The sequence below is a fragment of the Motilibacter rhizosphaerae genome (assembly GCF_004216915.1).
GTDB lineage: Bacteria > Actinomycetota > Actinomycetes > Motilibacterales > Motilibacteraceae > Motilibacter > Motilibacter rhizosphaerae.
This window is the reverse complement of sequence record NZ_SGXD01000002.1, coordinates 609771-629915: the sequence shown is the minus strand read 5'-3', so window position 1 is coordinate 629915 and position 20145 is coordinate 609771. Positions and strand designations below refer to the sequence as shown.

Here is a 20145-nt window from a genome sequence, read left to right as displayed (position 1 = left end):
AGCCCCGTCCGGCTGGTGCCGGCGGGGCTGGGCGGTCGTGCTGGTCCTGCTGCTGCTCGGGGTTCTCTCCACTGCCGACGGCTGAGTCAGGCGGCGCAGGGTTGGGGTTCTGGTCGTGCTTCGTACATCCGGCCGAGGGGTGTGCGGTGGGCGATGGTGCCGTCGGGGAGTGGTGTGGTGGTCCAGCCCCACCAGGTCTTGAGGTTGTGGTGGAGCCGGCATCTGGGGCAGAGGTTGCGGCAGGTGGTGTGCCCGCCGCCCGGGTCGTCGGGGTCCTCGCGGTTGAACGGGACCGTGTGGTCGACGTCGCAGCGGGCCGCGGGTACGGAGCAGGTGGGGTGTCCGCAGTGCAGCCACAGCGCGGTCACGTGAGCCCGTTGGGCGGCGGTGGGCTGGTAGCGGAGGCGGTGGAGGTCGAGGAGCTTGCCGTCGGGGTCGGTGATGGCGAGCTGCCAGGTCCCGTCGCTGGCGAGGAGGCGGCCGAGGTCGGCGGGGATCGGGCCGTGGCCCACGAGGTGGGCGGGGTCCTCGGCGAGGCCGAGGAGGGTGGCGGCGGAGATCTGCACCTGCACGGCGACCGGTGCGGCCGTCCTCGTCAGCGCCGGGACGAAGTCGCCGTCTGCGCTCGGGTCGAGCAGCACGGAGCACACCGCGACGAGCGCGTCGGCGCGTGAGCCGGCTCGAGCGGCGAACCCGCCGTCAGCGGTGGGCAGGTCTCGGGCGATCCGGTCGAGCGCGCTGGACACGACCTGCGCTTCGTCGGCGGTGAGCAGCGCGCGGATCTCGGCCATCCCATCGGGCAGCGGGGTGATCCGGACGGCCCGCTGCTGGACGGCGTCGGCGTGCCGCTCCACCGCCCCGCGCGGGTCGAGCTTCGCCACCGCGCGACGGACGTCGCGGCGCAGCTCGCTGACCGTCCGCTCCGGCGCGCGGCGCAGCACCGCCGCCTCCAGCGCCGGGATGAACTCGTCGGCCAGCACGGACGCCTCGTCGACCACCACCCGGGCGTGGGCAGGTGACAGGTGGCCCTCGGCGAGCAGCCACCGCGTCCCCGGATGACGCGACGTGAGCAGCAGCGCACCGTCGACCATCGCGGCGGCACCGCGCTCGGTCATCCGCAGCGCGAGCGCCATCTCCGCCCGCGCCGACACCTTCGCCCCACCACCCCGAGCCGCACCCGGCACCGTCTCCGCGGTCGCCGTCGCGATCTGCCCGTAGGCCGAGGCGACCAGCTCCGCCTTCACCGCCGCCGCCACAGCCTCTACCCGCGCGCACGCCTGCACCAGCGCCAACCGCGCGTCGGCGAGGACCACGACCTCCGGGCGGCCCTCCTTCGACCCGGCCACACCGGGGGCCGGTTCCCCCGCCAGCGCCCACGACCGCAGCAGGCCCTCGTCGCGACTCAGCTGCTGCACCAGCGACAGCAGCATCGGACCAGCCACGACCTGCTCCACCGCCCTCGCGAACGGCCGCCCCGGCCCAGGCAGCGCAACGACCCCGGGCACCGGGCGGACGGGCAACCCGTCGCCCCGCTCAGGACCGTTATTCGAACGCATGTTCGAATCGTACAGCTCCCAGGCGAGCTCGGCAAGGGTCAGCCGGCCTTTGTGGGCTCAGTCCTCGGGTGACAGGTCGGCCCTCCCAGAAGTGCGTGATCGCGAGGATGTAGCTGGCGCGGGCCGAGCCCCGGGATGTGCATGATCACGGCGGAAGGGGGGGCGGGCGAACCGCGGCACACCCCTCCCCACGATGTGCATGATCACGGCGGAAGAGGGCGGGCGGACGGCGACCCGGCCGCTGCCCGAGCCGTGCTTCATCACGTCCTTAGGTAGCCGTGCTCGATCGCGCCCTCACGGAGATGCGCAAGACCACGCCTCGCCGACACGTGCATGACCACGCCCTCGCCAGGATGTGCATGATCACCAGGGAGGGGGCGCCACTCGCTCAGCCCGCCCGCCGCCCCGCCGATCGGGAGGGCAGGAGACGGGGACGGGGACGCGGACGAGGAGGTGGCGGGATGGCGCGGGTGCTCGTCGTCGAGGACGACCCGGACGTGCGCTTCCTTCTGGCCGCCCAGCTGCGCCGCGCGGACCACGAGGCGCGCTGCGTCGCGAGCGGCGAGGAGGCCGTCGCGCTGCTCGCGAGCGGGCCCGCCCCTGAGGTCGCGATCGTCGACGTCGGGCTTCCGGGCGCCGACGGGTTCAGCGTCCTGGACTCGCTCGCGCGGGCCGGGCTCCGCGCCGAGCGGGTCGTCATGGTGACGGCCTCGCCCGCGGTGCAGCTGGCGGACCGCGTGCGGGCGCAGGGCGCGCGCTACCTCGCCAAGCCGTACGCCGCGGTCGACCTGCTCCAGGTCGTCGCCCAGGCCCTGGCCCAGACGCAGGCCCTCGGCTAGGGCCCGACCCGGAGCATGCCTACAGCTCGCGCAGCCGCGGCAGCACCTGCTCGCCGACCTGCTCGACCCACCCGGGGATCGCCGGGCCGGGGCCGCGGCGCGACACCCACGCCTTGCTGATGCCGAGCTCGGCGTAGCTCTGCATCCGCGCCACAAACTCGTCGACGTCCGCGAGGGGGTCGCCGGCCGCCACGACGGTGCGCTGCACGGTCGCGGGGTCGCGGCCGACGTCGGCGCAGTGCTGGTCCAGCACGGCGAGCTTGTCGCGCAGCACGTCGAGGCCGGCGTCGAACAGGTTGCAGGCGTCGGCGTACTGCGCGACGAGGCGCAGGGTCTTCCGCTCGCCCATCCCGCCGATGAGGACGGGCGGCCCACCGGGCTGCAGCGGCTGGGGCACGCAGAGCGTCTCGGCGAGCTGGTAGTGCCTGCCCTCGTAGGCCCCGTCGTCGTCGCTCCACATCTGCTTGCAGATCTGCAGCGCCTCCTCGAGCCGCTCGAAGCGCTCGGCGACCGGCGGGAACGGCACGCCGAGGCCGCGGTGCTCGCGGTCGTACCACGCGGCGCCGATGCCGAGCAGCGCGCGGCCGCCGGAGAGCACGTCCAGCGTGGCGACCGTCTTGGCGAGCAGCCCCGGGTGCCGGTAGGTCACACCGGTGACGAGCAGCCCCAGCTGCAGCCGCTCGGTGCGTCCGGCGAGGAAGCCGAGGGCGGTGTAGCCGTCGAGCATGGGGTCGGTCGCCGGCGCCATCGCCTCCATCTGGAACCAGTGGTCCATCAGCGTCAGCGTCACGAAGCCTGCGTCCTCCGCCGCGCGCGCGGTGGCCGTGAGCCCCTCGGCGAGGCCGGCGGGGTCGCCGTACGGCGTGAAGTCGGGGACGTGCAGGGCGAGGTCCACGGATGCTCCAGCGGGTGCGGCGGTGCGGCGCCGCCCAGCCTCGCAGACGCCTCAGCGCACGGCCAGCCCGACCACCACGAGGTCGAGCACGCACACAGCCGTGCAGGCAGTGCCGGCGACGAGGCGCAGAGGGGAGCGTCGCCCTCCGGTCGCGCGCGGAGCGGCTGGTCGCGTACCTCGCGCTGCACCACAGGCCCGTACGCCGTCAGCAGCTCGCCGGCGTGCTGTGGCCGGAGAGCATGGAGGACAAGGCGGGGGCCAGCCTGCGCTCGACGCTGTGGCGGCTGCCGCGCCCGCGCGGGCTCCCGCTCATCACGGTCACCCCGACCCACGTGGGGCTGGCGGGCGGGACGAGCGTGGACCTCTGGGCGGCGGAGGACAGCATCACGAGCCTGTCGGTCGAGGGCACCGAGTGCGACGTCCGGCTGCTCGACCGCGACGTGCTGCCCGACTGGGGCGAGGACTGGGTGCTGCTCGAGCGGGAGCGGCACCGCCAGCGGAGGCTGCACGCGCTCGAGGCGCTCTGCCGGCGCTCCAGCGCCCAAGGACAGCACGACAGCGCCCTCACCGCGGGGCTCGCTGCCGTCGCAGGCGAGCCGCTGCGGGGGAGCGCGCACCGCGCGGTGATCGAGGCGCACCTGGCCGAGGGCAACCCGGGAAAGGCGCTGCGGCAGTACGACCTCTACCGCAGGCTCGTCCGCAGCGAGCTCGGGCTCGCGCCCCTGCCGGCGATCCGCCGGCTGGTCGCGGACCTGCTGGGCAGGCCCGCCGAGCGGAGGCCGCGATGAGCACGGTCCTCGTCATCCGCGCGTGGCACGAGCCCGACGGGGAGGAGCCGGGGGAGCAGGCCGTCCGCGCTCGGCTGCTCACCGGGGACGACGCCGACCAGACCGTGGACGTGGCGGACGGCGTCGACGCGCTCGTCGACGCCGTCCGGCGGTGGCTCACCGCAGTCGCCAGCGGTGCGCGCCCTGCGATGAGCCCTCGGCTCAGCTGTTGGTGATGGGCAGGCCGGGCGGGTTGATCTCGGCGGTCTTGACCGCCTCGTTGCTGAGGTTCCACGCCGCCAGCCACTTGGCGTAGGTGCCGTTCGCGATGAGCGTGTTGATCGCGTCGGCCACCGGCTTGTTGAGTCCGTCGCCCTTCTTGGTCGTGGCGGCGATGAGGCCCTGGAGACTCGCGCCGGCGCCCGAGTACGTGCCCGCCGTGCGCGTCGCGCTCGCGGTGCCCCGCGACTGCTGGTTGGCGTACGCGATGCTCGGGTTCGGGCCGAGGTAGGCGTCGACCTGCTTCGAGCGCAGGGCCAGGGCGATCGTGCTGTCGTCGGTGTAGAACTTGCCGTTGAGCTTCTTGCCCTCGGCCTTCACCTTGGACTGCCACTCCAGCAGGATCTTCTCCTGGTTGGTGCCGCTGCCGACGGCGACAGTGAGCCCGGCGAGGTTGTGGTAGTCACCGGCGAACTGCCAGGTGCTGGAGGCCAGCACCTGGAAGCCGAGGTTGTCCTGCCGGTAGCTCGCGAAGTCGTACTTCTCCTTGCGCTTCTCGGTATCGGTGATGTTCGAGAAGCCCACGTCGGTCTTGCCGCTGTCGATGCCGACGAACAGGTTGTCCCACGTGGCGTTCGTGATGACGGGCTTGAGGCCGAGGGTCGCCGCGACGAGCCGGCCGAGGTCGGGCTCGGCGCCGGTCAGCGTGCGCTTGTCGTCGCCGACGAACGCGAGGGGCGGGAACCCCGTCGGCAGCGCGCCCTCGCCGATGACGAGGGTGCCGCGCTTGACGACGTCGGCGGGCAGCTCGGCCCGCGCGGCCTGGTCCACCGCGATGCTGAGCGTGACCGGGGTGGAGGCGTGCAGCGAGCCCGCGTTGCCGCCGACGAGGACGGACGTGGTGCCCGCGGCCGCGGTGGAGCCCCCGGCGCTGGTGCTGCTCGCGGCGTCCTGCGCCCTGGTCGACGACCCGCAGCCGCTGAGCACGGTCGCGGCGAGGGCGGCGGCGGCAGCGAGGCCTAGAGGAGTGCGGGCGGGCGATGGCATGGGAGTGCTCCTGATCGGGGTGCTGGAGAACGTGCTGCGGGGAGGGGGTCTAAAGGACCTTGGAGAGGAACTCGCGGGTACGCGGGTGCTGGGGGTCGTCGAGGACGCACGCGGGCGGGCCCTGCTCGACGACGCGCCCCTCGTCGAGGAAGACGACCACATCGGCCGTCTCCCGGGCGAAGGCGATCTCGTGCGTGACGATGACGAGCGTGGTGCCGGAGCGGGCCAGCCCGGCGATGACGGCGAGCACCTCGCTGACGAGCTCGGGGTCGAGCGCGCTGGTCGGCTCGTCGAAGAGGATCAGCTCGGGACGCAGGGCGAGCGCCCGCGCGATCGCGACGCGCTGCTGCTGACCGCCCGACAGCTGGCGCGGGTACGCGCCGGCCCGGTCCGCCAGCCCGACCTGGGCGAGCAGCTCGAGCGCCTCGGGCTCGACCTCGGCGCGCTTGCGCCGCTGCGCGGACACCGGCGCCTCGACCACGTTGTCCAGCACCGTGAGGTGCGGGAAGAGGTTGAAGCTCTGGAAGACGAAGCCGATACGGGCCCGCTGGCGCAGCAGCGCGCGCTCCGTCAGCTCGCGCAGCCGGTCGCCCTCGCGGCGCACGCCGATGAGCTCGCCGCCGACGCTGACCCAGCCCTCGTCGAGGCGCTCGAGGCCGTTGATCGTGCGCAGCAGCGTGGACTTCCCCGACCCCGACGGCCCGATGACGGCGACGACCTGGCCGTGCGGCACGTCGAGGTCGATCCCCTGGAGGACGGGCACGGAGCCGTAGGACTTGTGGGCGCCGCGCACCTGCAGCGCGCTGCCAAGCCTCGGCTCGGCCTGCAGCGCGGTCATGCCGCTACCTGCTGCGGGCGCAGCGAGGCGACGCGCGCCCGCAGCCGCTGCAGCGGTGTGGGCGGCAGCGAGCGGACGTGGCCGCGGGCGTACCTGCGCTCGACGTAGTACTGCACGACGCCGAGGGCGCTGGTGAGCACGACGTACCAGATCGTCGCGACGAGGTAGAGCGGGATGATGTCCTGCGGCACGCGGGAGTTCTGCGTCTGCACCTGGCCGAAGAGGTCGAGCAGCGAGACGTAGTAGACCAGCGAGGTGCCCTTGACGAGCCCGATGATCTGGTTGACGTAGGTCGGGACGATCGCGCGCAGCGCCTGCGGCAGCACGATCCGGGTGTACTGCCGGTGCTTCGGCAGTCCGAGCGCGCTGGCCGCCTCGAGCTGGCCCTGGTCGACCGAGAGGATGCCGCCGCGGACGAGCTCCGCCGCGTACGCCGCCTCGTTGAGCGTGAAGCCCACCACCGCGATCACCAGCGGGCTGCCGAGCAGCGTCAGCGTGTCGACGTGCGCGAAGCCGGGCCCGAACGGCACGCCGACCTGCAACCGGCTGTAGAGCGCGTTGAAGTTGAAGACGAGGAGCAGCAGCACGAGCATCGGCACCGAGCGGAAGATCCACACGTAGACCCACGACGCGCCCTGCAGCAGCGGTACGCCCGAGAGCCGGGCGAGGGCCAGCAGCACGCCGAGCGCGCCCCCGAGGACCGCGCTCAGGGCGGTCACCTCGAGGGTGATCCGCAGACCGTCGAGCACGACGGGGTCGACGAACCAGTCGCCGACGACCGTCCACTGGAAGGCGCGGTTGGTGACGAGGCCGTGCACCAGCTGCGCCACCACCACCAGCGTCACCGCGGTCGCGGCCCAGCGGCCGGGGCGGCGCGCGGGCAGCGGGCGGCCGGGGAGGAGCCCGTCGGTGGGGTCGCTGCCGTGGGCGGCGCCCTGCTCGGCTGCCTTCGGGAGCGGGGCCGGGACCGGTGGCGCAGTGCCGGTCTCGGGCGTCTGCGTGGCGCTCATGCGGGATCTCCAGGGCGAGGGGGAGCGCGAGCCGGGGACGCGGGCGTGCGTCCTGCCGAGCCGCGGGGACGGGACCCGCGGTGCCGGGGCGTTTCCCGCAGGTCGTCTGGCGAGGACCGTACGCGGCTTCCGGCCCCCCGGCCGACCGGTTCGAGGACCTGTCCACGATGTGGAACGGGGCGATAGAACGGTTGCCGCTACGAGGATCTCGACGCATGCTCGGAGTCGTCACGAGCGCCAGCGACAAGCCCCGGCTAGCTGGCCGGCAACCCTCCGACCGCGGCGGGGTGCCCCGGGTGAGGACACGGCCGCACCGCGGCAAGCGCGGGTCCGGGCTCCCCTCGTGGGGCTCGGCCTCGTGCTCCCCGACGACAGGAGACGCATGAGCATGGCGACCTGCGCCAGCCCCGTGGACGTGGGGGAGCACGGCACCTACGCGGTGCACCGCGACCCCGGAGACACGCGCCCGGTGTACCGCTTCACCGACCGCATCACGGCGGACGGGGCGAGCGGCTACCCCGCCGTCGGTGGGCGCTACCACGTCTACGCCGGCTGGTTCTGCCCGTGGTCCCAGCGGGTCACGCTGGAGCTGGCGCTCAACGGTCTGGCCGAGGTCGTCTCCGTGTCCTTCGTCGACGACGAGCGCGACGGCCGCGGCTGGGCGTTCCGCGAGACGCACGGGCCGGACCCTGTCAACGGCTTCGCCCTGCTGCGCGAGGCGTACGACCGCACCGAGCCGGGCTTCGACGGGCTCGTCTCCGTCCCGACGCTGTGGGACCGCGTCACCGGCCGCGTGGTGAGCAACGACTTCCGCCTGCTCGGCATCGACCTCGCCACGCAGTTCGGCGCGACGGCTGGCACCTACCCCGAGCACCTGCGCGACGAGATCGAGGCGCTGGACGCGCAGCTGGGCCCCGACGTCAACCAGGGCATCAGCGTGGCAGGGGGCGACGGCCCGGGCGCCCCGCAGGCGCGGGAGCGCCTGCTCGCGCGCTTCGCCGAGCTCGAGGAGCGCCTGTCCGGCAGCAGGTTCCTGCTCGGCGACCAGCTCACCGAGGCCGATGTCCGGCTGTGGGTCTCCGTGGTCCGCTACGACGCCGAGCACAACGTGGGCGGCCGCATCGGCCCGGCGCTGCCGCACTGGCCCGCCCTCTGGCGCTGGGGGCGCGAGCTGTACGCGCTCCCCGCCTTCCGCTCCACCACCCGCTTCGCCTCGTTCACCGGGCCCGGTGCGGTCCAGCTCGAGTGGGAGGGCGAGCGATGAGCCAGCTCCACCTCGCCGTCGGCCTCGAGGGCGCCGGCTGGCACCCCGCGGCCTGGCGCGACCCGGCCGCCGCGCCACACGACCTGCTGTCGGCGGCGTACTGGACCGAGCTGGTCGCGGTGGCCGAGCGCGGGCTGCTCGACCTCGTCACGATCGAGGACGGGCTGGCCCTGCAGTCCGAGCGCGACGACGCGCCGGACGGCCGCACCGACCGGGTCCGCGGCCGGCTCGACGCCGTGCTGACCGCCGCACGCGTGGCGCCGACCACGCGGCACATCGGCCTCGTGCCGAGCGCCACCGTCACGCACACCGAGCCCTTCCACCTGAGCAAGGCCGTCGCCACGCTCGACTACGTCAGCACCGGTCGCGCGGGCCTGCGCGTGCAGGCCTCCCTGCGGCCCTTCGAGGCCCGCCACTTCGGGCGTCGCGAGGTCTCCTTCGTGCCGCGCCAGGGCGTCGACATCGCGGGCGATCCGCTCGTGGTCGACCTGCTCGGCGAGGTGGTCGACTACGTCGAGGTCCTGCGCCGGCTCTGGGACAGCTGGGAGGACGACGCGGAGATCCGCGACGTCGCGACCGGGCGCTTCGTCGACATCGAGAAGCTGCACTACATCGACTTCGAGGGCAAGCACTTCAGCGTCCGTGGCCCCTCGATCACGCCGCGCCCGCCGCAGGGCCAGCCGCTGGTCGTCGCGCTCGCGCACGGCCCCGCCGCGTACGCCGTGGCAGGGCGGGCGGCCGACGTGGCCATCGTGACGCCGCACAGCCTCGAGGAGGCGCGCGCCGCCGTCGAGGGCGTGGCGGCCGAGCGGTCGGCCGCGGCGCGTACCGACGGCCCGGGGCACGTCCTCGGCGACCTCGCCGTGGTGCTCGGCGCCACGACCGCCGAGGCGCAGGACCGCCTGGCACGCTTGGACGAGCTCGCCGGGGAGCCGTGGTCGACCGACGTCGACGTCATCGCCGGGACGCCCACCGAGTTGGCGGACCGCCTGCAGGACTGGGCCTCCGCCGGGCTCGACGGCTACCGGCTGCGTCCCGCCGTGCTCGCGACCGACCTCGCGCACATCACGACGGGGCTGGTCCCCGAGCTGCAGCGGCGGGGGGCCTTCCGCACGGCCTACACCGCCAGCACCCTGCGCGGTCACTTCGGGCTCCCGCGGCCCGCCAACCGCTACGCCGCCGTCTGACGGCGATCTGACGCCACCACCGGAGACGACCGATGCCCAAGCAGATCCACCTCGCCGCGCACTTCCCCGGCGTCAACAACACGACCGTGTGGAGCGACCCGCGCGGTGGCAGCCACATCGAGTTCTCGTCGTTCGTGCACTTCGCGCAGACCGCCGAGCGGGCGAAGTTCGACTTCCTCTTCCTGGCCGAGGGACTGCGGCTGCGCGAGCAGGCCGGCAAGATCTACGACCTCGACGTGGTCGGCCGACCCGACACCTTCACCGTGCTCTCGGCGCTCGCCGCCGTCACCGAGCAACTGGGGCTCACCGGCACCATCAACTCGACCTTCAACGAGCCCTACGAGGTCGCCCGGCAGTTCGCGAGCCTGGACCACCTCTCCGCCGGGCGCGCCGCGTGGAACGTCGTCACCTCCTGGGACGCCTTCACGGGCGAGAACTTCCGCCGGGGAGGCTTCCTCCCGCAGGACCAGAGGTACGCGCGGGCCAAGGAGTTCCTCACCACGGCGTTCGAGCTGTTCGACTCGTGGAAGGGCGATGAGATCGCGGCCGACGCCGGATCGGGGCAGTTCGTCTCCCGCCCCGACGTGGGGGCGTTCTCCCACGAGGGCCCGCAGTTCAGCATCTCCGGTCAGTTCAACGTCCCGCGCTCGCCGCAGGGCCGCCCGGTCATCTTCCAGGCCGGCGACTCCGAGGAGGGGCGCGAGTTCGCGGCGTCCACCGCGGACGCGATCTTCAGCCGCCACAGCGAGTTCGAGGCCGGTCGGGCGTTCTACACCGACGTCAAGGACCGGCTCGCGACGTACGGCCGCAGCCGCGACAGCCTGCTCATCCTTCCGGCGGCGACGTTCGTCCTCGGTGACACCGACGCCGAGGCCCAGGAGATCGCCCACCAGGTGCGGCTGCAGCAGGTGAGCGGCCAGACGGCGATCCGCTTCCTCGAGCAGCTGTGGAACCGCGACCTCTCGGCCTACGATCCCGACGGCCCGCTGCCGGACATCGACCCCGACACCGGCGACGACCACATCGCCAAGGGCCGCGCGAGCGTGCGGATGAACCGCGACCCGGTCGCGGTCGCCCGCGAGTGGCGCGCGCTGGCGACGGAGAAGGGCCTGTCGATCCGGGAGCTCATCATCGAGGTCACCGGCCGGCAGTCCTTCGTGGGGAGCCCGCGCACGGTGGCCGACGAGATCGACCGCTTCGTGCAGGCCGACGCGAGCGACGGCTTCATCCTGGTGCCGCACGTCACCCCGGGCGGCTTGGACGGCTTCGCCGACACGGTCGTCCCCCTGCTGCAGGAGAAGGGCGTCTACCGCACGGAGTACGAGGGGACGACGCTGCGCGAGCACCTCGGGCTCGCCGCGCTCGGCAACGCGGTGCCGGTCGGATGACGTTCCTCGCCATCACCCTGGTCGTCCACGCGCCGCACCCGGTGGCGGGGCGGCAGGTCACGACGCACGAGCGGTCCTCGGCCAACGTCATCGACCCGATCGAGCCGTACGCCGAGCTCGTCCGGCACTGCGGCCAGCGGTGGGCGGCTCCTCGCTCGCAGGACGCGATCGCGGCGTACGAGCCGGTGTTCGGCGGGCAGCTCGCCTTCCAGCGCCGGCTGGGCCTCGAGCCCGTCCTCCCGACGCTGGAGGACGTCGTCGAGCGCAGCTCCCCGCACGTCGGCAGCCCCCAGCAGGTGATCGAGAAGGTCCACCGCGACCACGACGGCCTCGGCCACACGGCGATGCACCTGCACGCCGACGCCGGCGGGCTCAGCGAGGAGCAGCACCGGGCGAGCCTCGAGCTGTTCCAGTCCGACATCGCGCCGGTGCTGCGGCGCGAGATCCCCGACCCGCCCTGGGGCGCGGGACCGCTGCTCGCCGCCGCGGCTCCCGCGGTCCACGCCTAGGAGCCGCCGCATGGCCGCCGTCCCGCTCGGAGTGCTCGACCTCGTCCCCGTCGCCTCCGGATCCACGCCGCAGCAGGCACTCCGCAACGCCGCCGACCTCGCCCGCGCCACCGAGCGGGCGGGCTACTCCCGCTACTGGGTCGCCGAGCACCACCTCAACCCCGGCGTCGCCGGCACCTCGCCCGCGGTCGTGCTCGCCCTCATCGGCGCCGCGACGAGCACGATCCGGATCGGCTCCGGAGCGGTGCTCATGGGCCACAGGACCGCGCTCTCCACCGTCGAGGAGTTCGGCCTGCTCGACGCGGCCTACCCGGGGCGCGTCGACCTCGGGATCGGCCGCTCGGGCCGCCCGTCGAACCGCCCGGCGAAGGTGCCCGCGACCGCCGGCGCGCCGGCGGTCGTCGACGGCCGCGCCCTCAACGGCCTGCGCATCCCCGAGCCCTTCTCCTTCCAGCACCTGCTGGGGTCGCCGCGCTTCGCCCTGCAGAAGTCCTTGCTGGGCCTGCCCGGCGCCGTGGCCCAGGACTACGCCGACCAGGTCGACGACATCCTCGGGCTGCTCGCCGGCACGTACGCGTCGGCCGAGGGCGCCGAGGCGCACGTCGTGCCCGGCGAGGGCGCGCCGCTGCAGCTGTGGGTGCTCGGCAGCAGCGGCGGGGAGAGCGCGGAGGTCGCCGGAGAGCGCGGGCTGCCCTTCGCGGCGAACTACCACGTGAGCCCCGCCTCCGTCCTCGAGGCGGTGGAGGGCTACCGCGCGGCGTTCCAGCCCGGCGTGCTGGCGGCGCCGTACGTCGCGGTGAGCGCGGACGTCGTCGTCGCCGACGAGACCGCTACCGCGCGCCACCTCGCCGCGGGCTACGCGCCTTGGGTGCGCAGCATCCGCAGCGGCGAGGGCGCGATCCCGTTCCCCTCGCCCGATGAGGCCGCCCTCCACGAGTGGACCGAGGCCGACCGGGCGCTCGTGCGCGACCGGCTGGAGACGCAGTTCGTGGGCACGCCGGCGCAGGTCGCCGACCAGCTCGAGCTCCTGCAGGAGGCCACCGGGGCCGACGAGCTCGTCATCACCACGATCACGCACGACCACGCGGACCGCGTACGGTCCTACGAGCTGCTGGCCGCGGAGTGGGCCGCACGACAGAGGAGGGCCGCATGAGCGTCTCCGACGGGCTGCAACCGATGACGGAGGAGGCGGCGGTCCCGCACGTCCTCGACAACCCGGTGTGGGCGTCGCTGACGGGCCCGCACGCCGACCTCGCGCTCGGGACGGGGCTAGCCCGCGCGTACCCCGACGACGTCGCCCGCTTCGTCGCGCTGCAGGATCTCGCAGACCCGCAGGCGTGGCGCGACCTCGCCGCGCTGGTCCCGCCGGGCGAGGTGGTCGCGGTGAGCGGCCCGCGTCCGGAGCCGCCGGAGGGCTGGGAGGTCGTCGCCGGGGGCGAGGGGGTGCAGCTCGTGGCCACGGACCGCCTGCACGACAGGGCCTTCCCCGAGGCCGTGCCCCTCGGGCCGGACGACGCCGAGGAGATGCTGGACCTCGTCGCGCGCACCGAGCCCGGGCCGTTCCTGCCGCGGACCTACCTGCTCGGCACCTACCTCGGCGTGCGCGTCGACGGCCGGCTCGTCGCCATGGCCGGAGAGCGACTGCACCCTCCGGGGTTCACCGAGATCAGCGCGGTGTGCACGGACCCGGACTTCCGCCGGCGCGGGTACGCCACCCGCCTCGTCCTCGCGGTGGCCCACGGCATCCGCGCGCGGGGGGAGACCCCCTTGCTGCACGCGGCCGCCACGAACACGGGCGCCATCCGGCTGTACGAGGCGCTGGGCTTCGAGCTGCGCCGGCGCACGCGCTTCATCGCGGTGCGGGTGCCGCAAGGCTGACCGCGGCCCGCGCGCCCCGTCGATGTGAACAGGGGCACCCAGTGGCGGTCCGACCGCCACTGGGTGCCCCCGTTCACTCGGGGCGCATGGACCGCGCTAGCTCCAGGTCCCCGCCTGGCAGGTCTTCACCGTCGCCTTGGCCGAGGACTTGGCGCCCACGACGCTCGCCAGTGCCGCGGCGCCGCCGACGTTGCGCTGGTCGTCGAAGGTGCCGCAGACGACCGCTGCGCAGACCTTGATCTGGCGCTTCACGTGCCCGATGCCCTTGCCGCACGGGGTGGTGACGATCGGCTCCTCCAGGTCGCCCGTCACCCCGAGGCCCATGATCTCCGTGCTGACCTCCTGCAGGACCGTCGTGCCCGTGGAGTCGGTGCCCGAGAAGGGGTCCACCTCCATCGTCGCGCCGAAGCCGACCCCGCCCTCCCAGCAGAAGGAGAAGCCCTTCGTGTCGACGCTCGCCTTGACCCCGAGGTAGAGCAGCAGGCCGGCACCGAGCTCGAACGACACCGTGCCCGTGCGGTCGACCCGGTCGACCGGGTCGCCGAGCGCGTACTCGTAGAGGCTCGCCTGCCCGCCGCCCAGCAGGGCGGGATCGGCCGCCGCCCACTGGGCCAGCGCGGGGACGTAGTCACGGACGCCGAACCGCACCAGGCCGGTCAGCGGGTCGGCGAGGCCGCCCGCGTACCCGATCGGGAGGGCGAAGCCCGGGTTGCTGTCCGACCGCACGACCCCGTCGGCATCGGTCTCGACCTGCTTGACCACCGACCCGCCGGGCGAGACGACGACCTGCGGCGTGCCGAGGTGGTCGGTCGCCACGCCGTACCGCGTGCCACCCCTGGTGACGGCCACCAACCGCTCCTGGTCGTCGTAGGTGAGCGTGGTGAGCGAGCCGTCGGCCTCGCGCACCGCGGTGACCTGGAGCGCGTCGTCGGGGTTCCCGTAGAGGTACTGCGTGGTCCCCCCGGCGCCCGCTCCGCTGACGGCCGTGCGCGCCACCCGCCGCCCGAGCGCGTCGTAGGCGTAGCTCACCTGCTGCCCGCCGACGCTCGCGCTGAGCAGCTCACCGCGGTCGGACCAGCCGAACCGGTCGGCACCGCGCGTGGCGAGGTCGCCGTCGGCGTCGTACGTCCATGCCGTCCCGCCCACCGAGGTGGCCCGGCCGTCGGCGTCGACCGCGACCGGCGTGCCGCTGACCGAGGTCCGCGCGCCGTCGCCGTTGCGGGTGACGTCCTCGACCAGCGTGCCGTTCCGGCGCACCTGGGCGAGCCGGCCGGTCGCGTCGTACGCGTAGTCCCACGTCGTGGTCGTCCCGAGCACGGTGTCGACCCGGCGGGTGACCCGCCCGGCGGCGTCGTGGACGAGCGACTCGGCGTAGACCTGCGTGCCGCCGCTGCGCAGCGTGCGGCTCGTCGGCGCGCCGGTGCCGTCGTAGCCCAGCGCCAGCGCGTAGCCGTCGGGGCCGGTGATGCTGCTGACCGCCCCGCCCGGCGCGCCACGGGTGAGCGTGACGTCGCCCTGCCGGGTGACCATGCCGTCCGCGTCGTGCGCCACCGCGACGGGGGCGCCGCCGTCGAGGGCGTACGACGCGACCTGGCCGAGCGCGTCGCGGGTCACGGCGTACGTCCCCTGCGCGGCACCGGAGACGGTCGTCCCCGACACTCCGCCGCCGTCGTACGTCGAGCTCAGCGTCGTCGTCGAGCCGCCCGTGGTCCGCACCGCGGAGAGCAGGTCGCCGCTCGGCGCGTCCCAGGTGAAGCTCGCGCTGGACCCCGCCGCCGTGCTGCTGATCGCGTCGAGCAGCCCGGTCGCCGTCGCCAGCTTGCGGGTCAGCACCGTCCCCGACGGCGTGGTCGTGCTGGTGCGCAGACCGGACCGGTCGTACGCCGCGTGCACGCCCAGCCCGCCCGGGCTTCTGTAGTCGGTCAGCCCGCCGTGCTGCGCGGGCGTGAGCCGGTGGACCTCGCCGTCGGGCATGGTCAGCGTCGTGAGCCGCCCGTCGTCGTCGTAGGCGTAGCGGTAGCCCGCCGGCTGGCCCTGCACGGTCGCGCTGATCACGCGGTCGGCAGCGTCGTAGCCGTAGGTCCTCGTCTGCCCCGTCGCGTCGTGCAGCGTGAGGAGCCGGTCGCTCGTCCCGTCGTACGTCCGCGTCGTGACGTCGCTGCCCTGCGCGGCCTGGACCAGCCGGCCGAGCGCGTCGTAGGTCCAGGTCCACGGAGCCAGCGAGTCGACCGCGGCGGACACGACCCGCCCGTCGGCGTCGAGGGTCGTGGTCTGGACGTGCCCCGCGGGGCTCGTCCCCGTCGACGTGCGCGTCGTGCGGTCCCAGACCGCCGTGCTGTGCCGGTCCTGGACCGTGCTCGTGCGGGTCACGCGCTGCACGGTCCGCGGGTCACCGGGCGAGCCGAGCACCGCGGTGAGCTGCTGGGTCGCGGTCAGGGCCGGCTTGCCGGGCACCTTGACGGTGAGCTGCGCGGCGTACGGCAGCGCCATGCCCCACACCGGGTCGGCCGCGCGGGTCGTCGTCGTGACCGTGCCGTCGGGGGCGGTGGTCGTGATCGTGCCGTCCGCGACGTACGTCGTGCTCGTCGTGCCCGTCGGGTCCTGCACCGAGCGCGTCAGCGTGCCGTCGTCCGCCTTCCTCGTGGTGTACGTCGTGACCCGCCCCTCGGGGTCGGTGACGACGACGCGGTGGCCGTCGGCGAGGTCCGTGCGCGCCAGCGTCGTCTCCCCGCCGTCGGGCCCCTTGTCGCTGACGAGCAGGCCGGCCGCCTCGTACCGCAGGGTGTGCAGGGCGCCGGTCGGCTCGCGCAGGGTGGTGAGCAGGCTGCCCACCGTCGTGTACTGGAACTGCGTGGTCTCACCCGCGGGGTCGGTGACCGCCTCCAGCTGGTAGCCGGGGCCGTCCAGCTCGGCCTGCAGGGTCGTCACCTCTCCGCCGGGTGCGGTGACCGAGACGGGCCGCCCGATGCTGTCGCGCCCGATCCGCGTCGTCCTGCCGCCGCGCTCGGTGACGCTCGCGAGCCGGCCCCTGTCGTCGTAGCCGAAGCTCCGGACCGTCGCTCCCGTCAAGGCGTCCTCGGTCCGCAGGTGGCGGCCGGCACCGTCGAAGACGTAGACCTCGGTCCCGTCCTCGCTCGGCACCCGGATGCCGTCACCCACGAGGTGCGGGTGCGGCCGGTCGACGCGCACGACGCGCCGTCCGGCGGAGTCGGCGAGCACGACGCTGCCGTCGGGGGCGAGGGCGCCGCCCTCGGCACGGCAGGGTCCGTACCGCAGCGGGAAGGTCGGCAGCACCGCGTCGCACTGGCTGAGCTCGCCGCCCACCACGTGCAGCTCCGTGCCGTCGGGCAGCACCCGCATGACGGAGGTGCTCGACACCACGAGGACGCTGCCGTCGGCCTCCGCCTCGATGTCGGTGACATCGCCGATGCGGTCGATGCCGTGACCCACCGAGCCGTCGGGCATCAACCGCTCGACCGCGTGCGACTCGTCGACGCTGAACCAGATGCTGCCGTCCGGGCCCACGTCGGCGTGCGAGACCAGCGGAGAACCCGCTTCCCGAGCGGGGATCCTGGTGACCAGCCCGTCGGTGCCGATGCGCTCCATCCCGACGGAGGCGACGACGACGACACTGCCGTCCGGCGAGGCGGACACCGAGCCGAGCCCCGCGATGCCGGAGGCCAGCACGCGGACGGTGCCGTCGGCGCTGCGTTCGAGCACCCGCCCACCGGCGGACTGGTCGAGCGGACCGGCGTCGCCCACGAGCAGGCTGCCGTCGGCGGACAGGTCGAGGTCGGTGGGGTTGGACAGCGACTGCAGCCCGGGGACGGCCGAGACCGTCCCGGACGGCGAGATGCTCCGCACCCGTCCGGTGCCGCCGCTGCCGTCGGCGATCCACACGGTGCCGTCGCCGGACACCGCGACGCCGTGCGGCTCCTGCAGCAGGGCGTCCGTCGCGGGGCCGCCGTCCCCGCTGTCGCCCGGCGCGTCGTAGCTGCCGGCGACCGCTGTCACCTGACCCCCGTCGGCCAGGTCGTGGGTGCTGATCACCCCGCCCGAGCCGAGGTACACGGTGCCCGAGGAGACGTCGAGCGTGTGGTGGACGTCGAGGTCCCACCCGCCCGCCGCCTGGTACCGCGGCGCGTCCCAGGTCGTGACGGAGGACTCGAGGTCCTGCTGCCGGACGTAGTGCGCGCGCCCGGCGACCTCACCCCGCCCCGAGGTGATCTCCCCGCCCTCCTCGGCGAGCCGGCCGAAGGCCGCGTCGTACGCGCCGCCCTTGAGCGGCACCATCTGGATGGCCCGGTCGTAGTCGTACTGCACGTGCACGTGGAGCGGGAAGGTCCCGTCGACGGGGCGCCCGAAGCGGTCGCTGCCGTCCCAGACGAGGGTGCTCGCCATGCCCGCGGCCGCCGGGACCTGACGCTCGCTCGCGAGCGTCTGCCCCGCCACCGTGGCGGTCCACGTGATCGACGTCAGGCCCGCCGGGAGCGAGTCGGGGGTCAGCTGCACGGTCGCGCTGTTCGCCGCGTGGAAGCCCTCGGTGCGGTCGCTCCAGTAGGCCAGCTGGTACCCCGTGCCGGTGATCCCGACGGTCTCCCCGAGCACCTGCGAGTCGCACTCGATGATCGAGCCCGCGTTCTCGCACGGCTTGTCCGGGTCGTCGTCCTTGGGGCTCCGCGGCGTCGGCAGGTCCGGGACCGGCGGGGCCGGCGCGGTCGCGTCCGGCGCGTACGGCCAGTTGCAGTCGAACGGCGTGAAGTGGCCCAGCTCGACGCGCCAGAACGCGTCGCCCGCCTTCGCCCGCCCGGCGAGCGCGGTGAGCTCGTCGTCGGTGATGCCGAGGGCGGTCAGCGCGCTGCCGGTGTCGGCCTTGCCGTCCCCGTCGACGTCGACCTGCGCCTTGCCGCCGGTGACGGAGACGACGCCGATGACCCGGCCGTCGTGCTCGGCGACCCACTGCGCCTTCGTGCGGTCGTAGGAGCCGAGGGGCACGGCACCGCCGACGGGGAAGTGGAGGAAGTCGTCGACGTACGCGACGACGGGCGTCGAGAACTCGACGGACGTCGCGCCCGCGGCCTGCGCCTCGTCGAAGGAGAACTCGCTGGCGTACGTGTACGCCGAGCTCGGCGGCAGGTCGCCCGGCATCTGCGCCTGGCCGTCCTCGCCGATCGTGTACTCCGTCACGCGCAGCGTCCCCGTCGTGAGCGGCTTCGTCGTCCCGTCCGGCAGGCGCATCGTCGCCGTCGTGCCGGGGCGGACCATCACCGTCGCCTGGCGAGTGCCGTCCACGTCGGTGACGACGGAGCCGTTGGCGACCTGGAGCGTGGTGCTGCCGGCGCCGAAGCCGACCACGGTCTTCGCCGGGTCGAGCGCGACCAGCACGACGTCGTCGACGGTCTGGTAGTCGTGCTGGAGCGAGCGGACCGTGCGCTGGGCGGACAGGAAGCCGGGCTTCGCGACCGCGACGGTGACGTCCCCGCCGGCGTTGACGGCGAGGTCGTACGCGCCGTCCGCGCGTGTGGTCGTGCTACCGAGCTCGGGGTGGTCGTGGACGGTCACCGAGGCCCCGGCGAGCGGCTTCCCGTCGCGGGTCAGCACGCGGCCGGAGACGACTCCCACGCGGCGCTGGTCGACGGTGCCGGCGGCCACGCCGGTCTGGACGGGGTCCGTACCGGAGTAGAGGAAGGACGTGCTGGTACCGAAGTCGGTCGTCACGCCCGGCGCGACGGGCGGGGCGGAGATGCCGCCGGGGGAGGGGGTCGGCGTGGGGGTGGGGGTCGGGGTGGGCGTGGGGGTCGGGGTGGGCGTTGAGGTCGGGGTCGGGGTGGGCGTGGGCGTGGGGGTGGGCGTCGGAGTGGGCGTGGGGGTGGGTGTCGGAGTGGGCGTCGGGGTGCTCACGGGCGGCGGCGCGCTCGACGGGTCGAAGGCGGCCTCGAGGAACAGCTGCAGCACGAGCGCCGCGTCCCCCCGGCGTACGGTCGGCGCGCTCGGCCGCGGCGGCACGCCCCAAGCGGCGGCCAGCCCCAGCGCGGTGACGGCGACCGGGGTGGTCCTGCCGGTGAAGGCGAGCCGCGCCGCACGCAGCAGCGCCGCCGCGGAGTCGGCCGGGGTGGCGGCGACGTCCGGGCGGTAGGACTTGTCGGCGTACCCGGTCACGACGCCGGCGGCGGCGAGGCGCTGGACGGCGTCGTGGTGCGCGTCGCCCCTGATGTCGCTGAACCGGTCGGGGCTGCTGAGCTTCGGGACCCCGGCTGCGCGGCCCGCGGCGACGAGGGTGTCGAGCAGGAAGTCGGCGAGCTCGCCGCGGGTCATGGCGGCGGCGGGACGGAAGGCGAGCGCGGGGGAGTCACCGATCCCGCGGTACGCCAGGCAGTCCAGCGCCCGCTTGAGCGCGGTCGACGCGGTCGAGCGGTCGGGGTAGGTCGAGACGGGCAGCGTGCCGGTGCAGGCGTGCGCGGTCGTCGCCGCTGCTGCGCCGGGCACGGTCGTGCCGAGGCAGAGCGCGGCGAGCACCGCGGTCGTCACCGCGACGGCCACGGCGCGGACGGCTGCTGCCGGGATCTGGTGCCGCGAGCGCGGCACCCTGCTGGAGTGCATGACGGGCCCTTCGTTCAGGAGGAAGGGCCACACCGTGCCGCCGCGGAGTTGCCACCCGCTTGTCGCCGACTTGCCCTGGGGTGTGGAGGGCCTGCTGGATCCCGCGTGCGGCAGAGTGGGGGCACCATGCCACCCGTCCAGGAGCACC

At 74.3% G+C, this 20145-nt stretch carries 15 protein-coding genes and 1 riboswitch; of the genes, 9 read left to right on the top strand and 6 right to left on the bottom strand.

The window, feature by feature from the left end; translation table 11 throughout:
- Positions 1–86 precede the first annotated feature (86 nt).
- Positions 87–1442, bottom strand: coding sequence for an HNH endonuclease signature motif containing protein (locus EV189_RS08425; protein WP_165400203.1), 1356 nt, complete (start codon positions 1440–1442; stop codon positions 87–89).
- 575 nt (positions 1443–2017) lie between these two features.
- Here EV189_RS08425 and EV189_RS08420 point away from each other — a divergent pair.
- A complete protein-coding gene (locus tag EV189_RS08420) occupies positions 2018–2395 on the top strand; it encodes a response regulator (protein ID WP_165400202.1) in 378 nt (125 codons plus the stop codon).
- A gap of 19 nt (positions 2396–2414) precedes the next feature.
- Here EV189_RS08420 and EV189_RS08415 read toward each other — a convergent pair whose 3' ends face one another.
- Positions 2415–3290, bottom strand: a complete 876-nt coding sequence (locus EV189_RS08415) for an LLM class F420-dependent oxidoreductase (protein ID WP_130492463.1) — start codon at positions 3288–3290, stop codon at positions 2415–2417.
- Between the two features lie 221 nt (positions 3291–3511).
- On the opposite strand from EV189_RS08415, the gene EV189_RS08410 reads away from it, so the two are divergent.
- Together EV189_RS08410 and EV189_RS08405 are read left to right on the top strand one after the other, a co-directional pair.
- Positions 3512–4078, top strand: a complete 567-nt coding sequence (locus tag EV189_RS08410; protein WP_165400201.1) for an AfsR/SARP family transcriptional regulator — start codon at positions 3512–3514, stop codon at positions 4076–4078.
- Entirely contained in the window at positions 4075–4293 is a 219-nt protein-coding gene (locus EV189_RS08405) for a hypothetical protein (protein ID WP_130492461.1), read from the top strand. The genes EV189_RS08410 and EV189_RS08405 overlap by 4 nt, the downstream gene beginning before the upstream one ends.
- Here EV189_RS08405 and EV189_RS08400 read toward each other — a convergent pair.
- Genes EV189_RS08400 through EV189_RS08390 form a run of 3 tightly spaced genes read right to left on the bottom strand, consistent with a single transcriptional unit; the run spans position 4280 to position 7171 of the window.
- The gene (locus EV189_RS08400) at positions 4280–5323 is read right to left on the bottom strand and encodes a transporter substrate-binding domain-containing protein (protein ID WP_130492460.1); all 1044 of its coding nucleotides are present in this window, start codon (positions 5321–5323) and stop codon (positions 4280–4282) included. The two genes, EV189_RS08405 and EV189_RS08400, sit on opposite strands and share 14 nt — an antisense overlap.
- A 49-nt stretch (positions 5324–5372) precedes the next feature.
- Complete coding sequence (locus EV189_RS08395; RefSeq protein WP_130492459.1) at positions 5373–6161, bottom strand: amino acid ABC transporter ATP-binding protein; 789 nt, start codon at positions 6159–6161, stop codon at positions 5373–5375.
- Complete coding sequence (locus EV189_RS08390; protein ID WP_130492458.1) at positions 6158–7171, bottom strand: amino acid ABC transporter permease; 1014 nt, start codon at positions 7169–7171, stop codon at positions 6158–6160. The genes EV189_RS08395 and EV189_RS08390 overlap by 4 nt, the downstream gene beginning before the upstream one ends.
- A gap of 226 nt (positions 7172–7397) precedes the next feature.
- Positions 7398–7502: riboswitch (SAM riboswitch) on the top strand.
- A gap of 51 nt (positions 7503–7553) precedes the next feature.
- On the opposite strand from EV189_RS08390, the gene EV189_RS08385 reads away from it, so the two are divergent.
- Genes EV189_RS08385 through EV189_RS08360 form a run of 6 tightly spaced genes read left to right on the top strand, consistent with a single transcriptional unit; the run spans position 7554 to position 13397 of the window.
- Complete coding sequence (locus tag EV189_RS08385) at positions 7554–8435, top strand: glutathione S-transferase C-terminal domain-containing protein (RefSeq protein ID WP_231116191.1); 882 nt, start codon at positions 7554–7556, stop codon at positions 8433–8435.
- Positions 8432–9622 carry an LLM class flavin-dependent oxidoreductase gene (locus EV189_RS08380; protein ID WP_130492457.1) on the top strand — a complete coding sequence of 397 codons (1191 nt, stop codon included), beginning with the start codon at positions 8432–8434 and terminating at the stop codon, positions 9620–9622. Before EV189_RS08385 ends, EV189_RS08380 begins: the two co-directional genes overlap by 4 nt.
- A 32-nt stretch (positions 9623–9654) precedes the next feature.
- A complete protein-coding gene (locus EV189_RS08375) occupies positions 9655–11010 on the top strand; it encodes an NtaA/DmoA family FMN-dependent monooxygenase (protein WP_130492456.1) in 1356 nt (451 codons plus the stop codon).
- Positions 11007–11519: a hypothetical protein gene (locus tag EV189_RS08370; RefSeq protein WP_231116190.1), complete on the top strand. Its 513-nt coding sequence runs from the start codon at positions 11007–11009 to the stop codon at positions 11517–11519. Before EV189_RS08375 ends, EV189_RS08370 begins: the two co-directional genes overlap by 4 nt.
- Positions 11520–11529: 10 nt before the next feature.
- Positions 11530–12672: an LLM class flavin-dependent oxidoreductase gene (locus EV189_RS08365; protein WP_130492455.1), complete on the top strand. Its 1143-nt coding sequence runs from the start codon at positions 11530–11532 to the stop codon at positions 12670–12672.
- Positions 12669–13397 carry a GNAT family N-acetyltransferase gene (locus EV189_RS08360; protein WP_130492454.1) on the top strand — a complete coding sequence of 243 codons (729 nt, stop codon included), beginning with the start codon at positions 12669–12671 and terminating at the stop codon, positions 13395–13397. Before EV189_RS08365 ends, EV189_RS08360 begins: the two co-directional genes overlap by 4 nt.
- Before the next feature lie 96 nt (positions 13398–13493).
- Here the strand turns inward: EV189_RS08360 and EV189_RS08355 are convergent, their stop codons facing one another.
- Entirely contained in the window at positions 13494–19997 is a 6504-nt protein-coding gene (locus tag EV189_RS08355; RefSeq protein WP_130492453.1) for an RHS repeat-associated core domain-containing protein, read from the bottom strand.
- Positions 19998–20145: the final 148 nt, after the last annotated feature.

Bases quoted from the DNA above. Each gene is read 5' to 3' on its own strand.
- EV189_RS08420 (WP_165400202.1), top strand. From the start codon at position 2,018: ATGGCGCGGGTGCTCGTCGTCGAGGACGACCCGGACGTGCGCTTCCTT.
- EV189_RS08405 (WP_130492461.1), top strand. From the start codon at position 4,075: ATGAGCACGGTCCTCGTCATCCGCGCGTGGCACGAGCCCGACGGGGAG.
- EV189_RS08400 (WP_130492460.1), bottom strand. From the start codon at position 5,323: ATGCCATCGCCCGCCCGCACTCCTCTAGGCCTCGCTGCCGCCGCCGCC.
- EV189_RS08395 (WP_130492459.1), bottom strand. From the start codon at position 6,161: ATGACCGCGCTGCAGGCCGAGCCGAGGCTTGGCAGCGCGCTGCAGGTG.
- EV189_RS08390 (WP_130492458.1), bottom strand. From the start codon at position 7,171: ATGAGCGCCACGCAGACGCCCGAGACCGGCACTGCGCCACCGGTCCCG.
- EV189_RS08385 (WP_231116191.1), top strand. From the start codon at position 7,554: ATGAGCATGGCGACCTGCGCCAGCCCCGTGGACGTGGGGGAGCACGGC.
- EV189_RS08380 (WP_130492457.1), top strand. From the start codon at position 8,432: ATGAGCCAGCTCCACCTCGCCGTCGGCCTCGAGGGCGCCGGCTGGCAC.
- EV189_RS08375 (WP_130492456.1), top strand. From the start codon at position 9,655: ATGCCCAAGCAGATCCACCTCGCCGCGCACTTCCCCGGCGTCAACAAC.
- EV189_RS08370 (WP_231116190.1), top strand. From the start codon at position 11,007: ATGACGTTCCTCGCCATCACCCTGGTCGTCCACGCGCCGCACCCGGTG.
- EV189_RS08365 (WP_130492455.1), top strand. From the start codon at position 11,530: ATGGCCGCCGTCCCGCTCGGAGTGCTCGACCTCGTCCCCGTCGCCTCC.
- EV189_RS08360 (WP_130492454.1), top strand. From the start codon at position 12,669: ATGAGCGTCTCCGACGGGCTGCAACCGATGACGGAGGAGGCGGCGGTC.
- EV189_RS08355 (WP_130492453.1), bottom strand. From the start codon at position 19,997: ATGCACTCCAGCAGGGTGCCGCGCTCGCGGCACCAGATCCCGGCAGCA.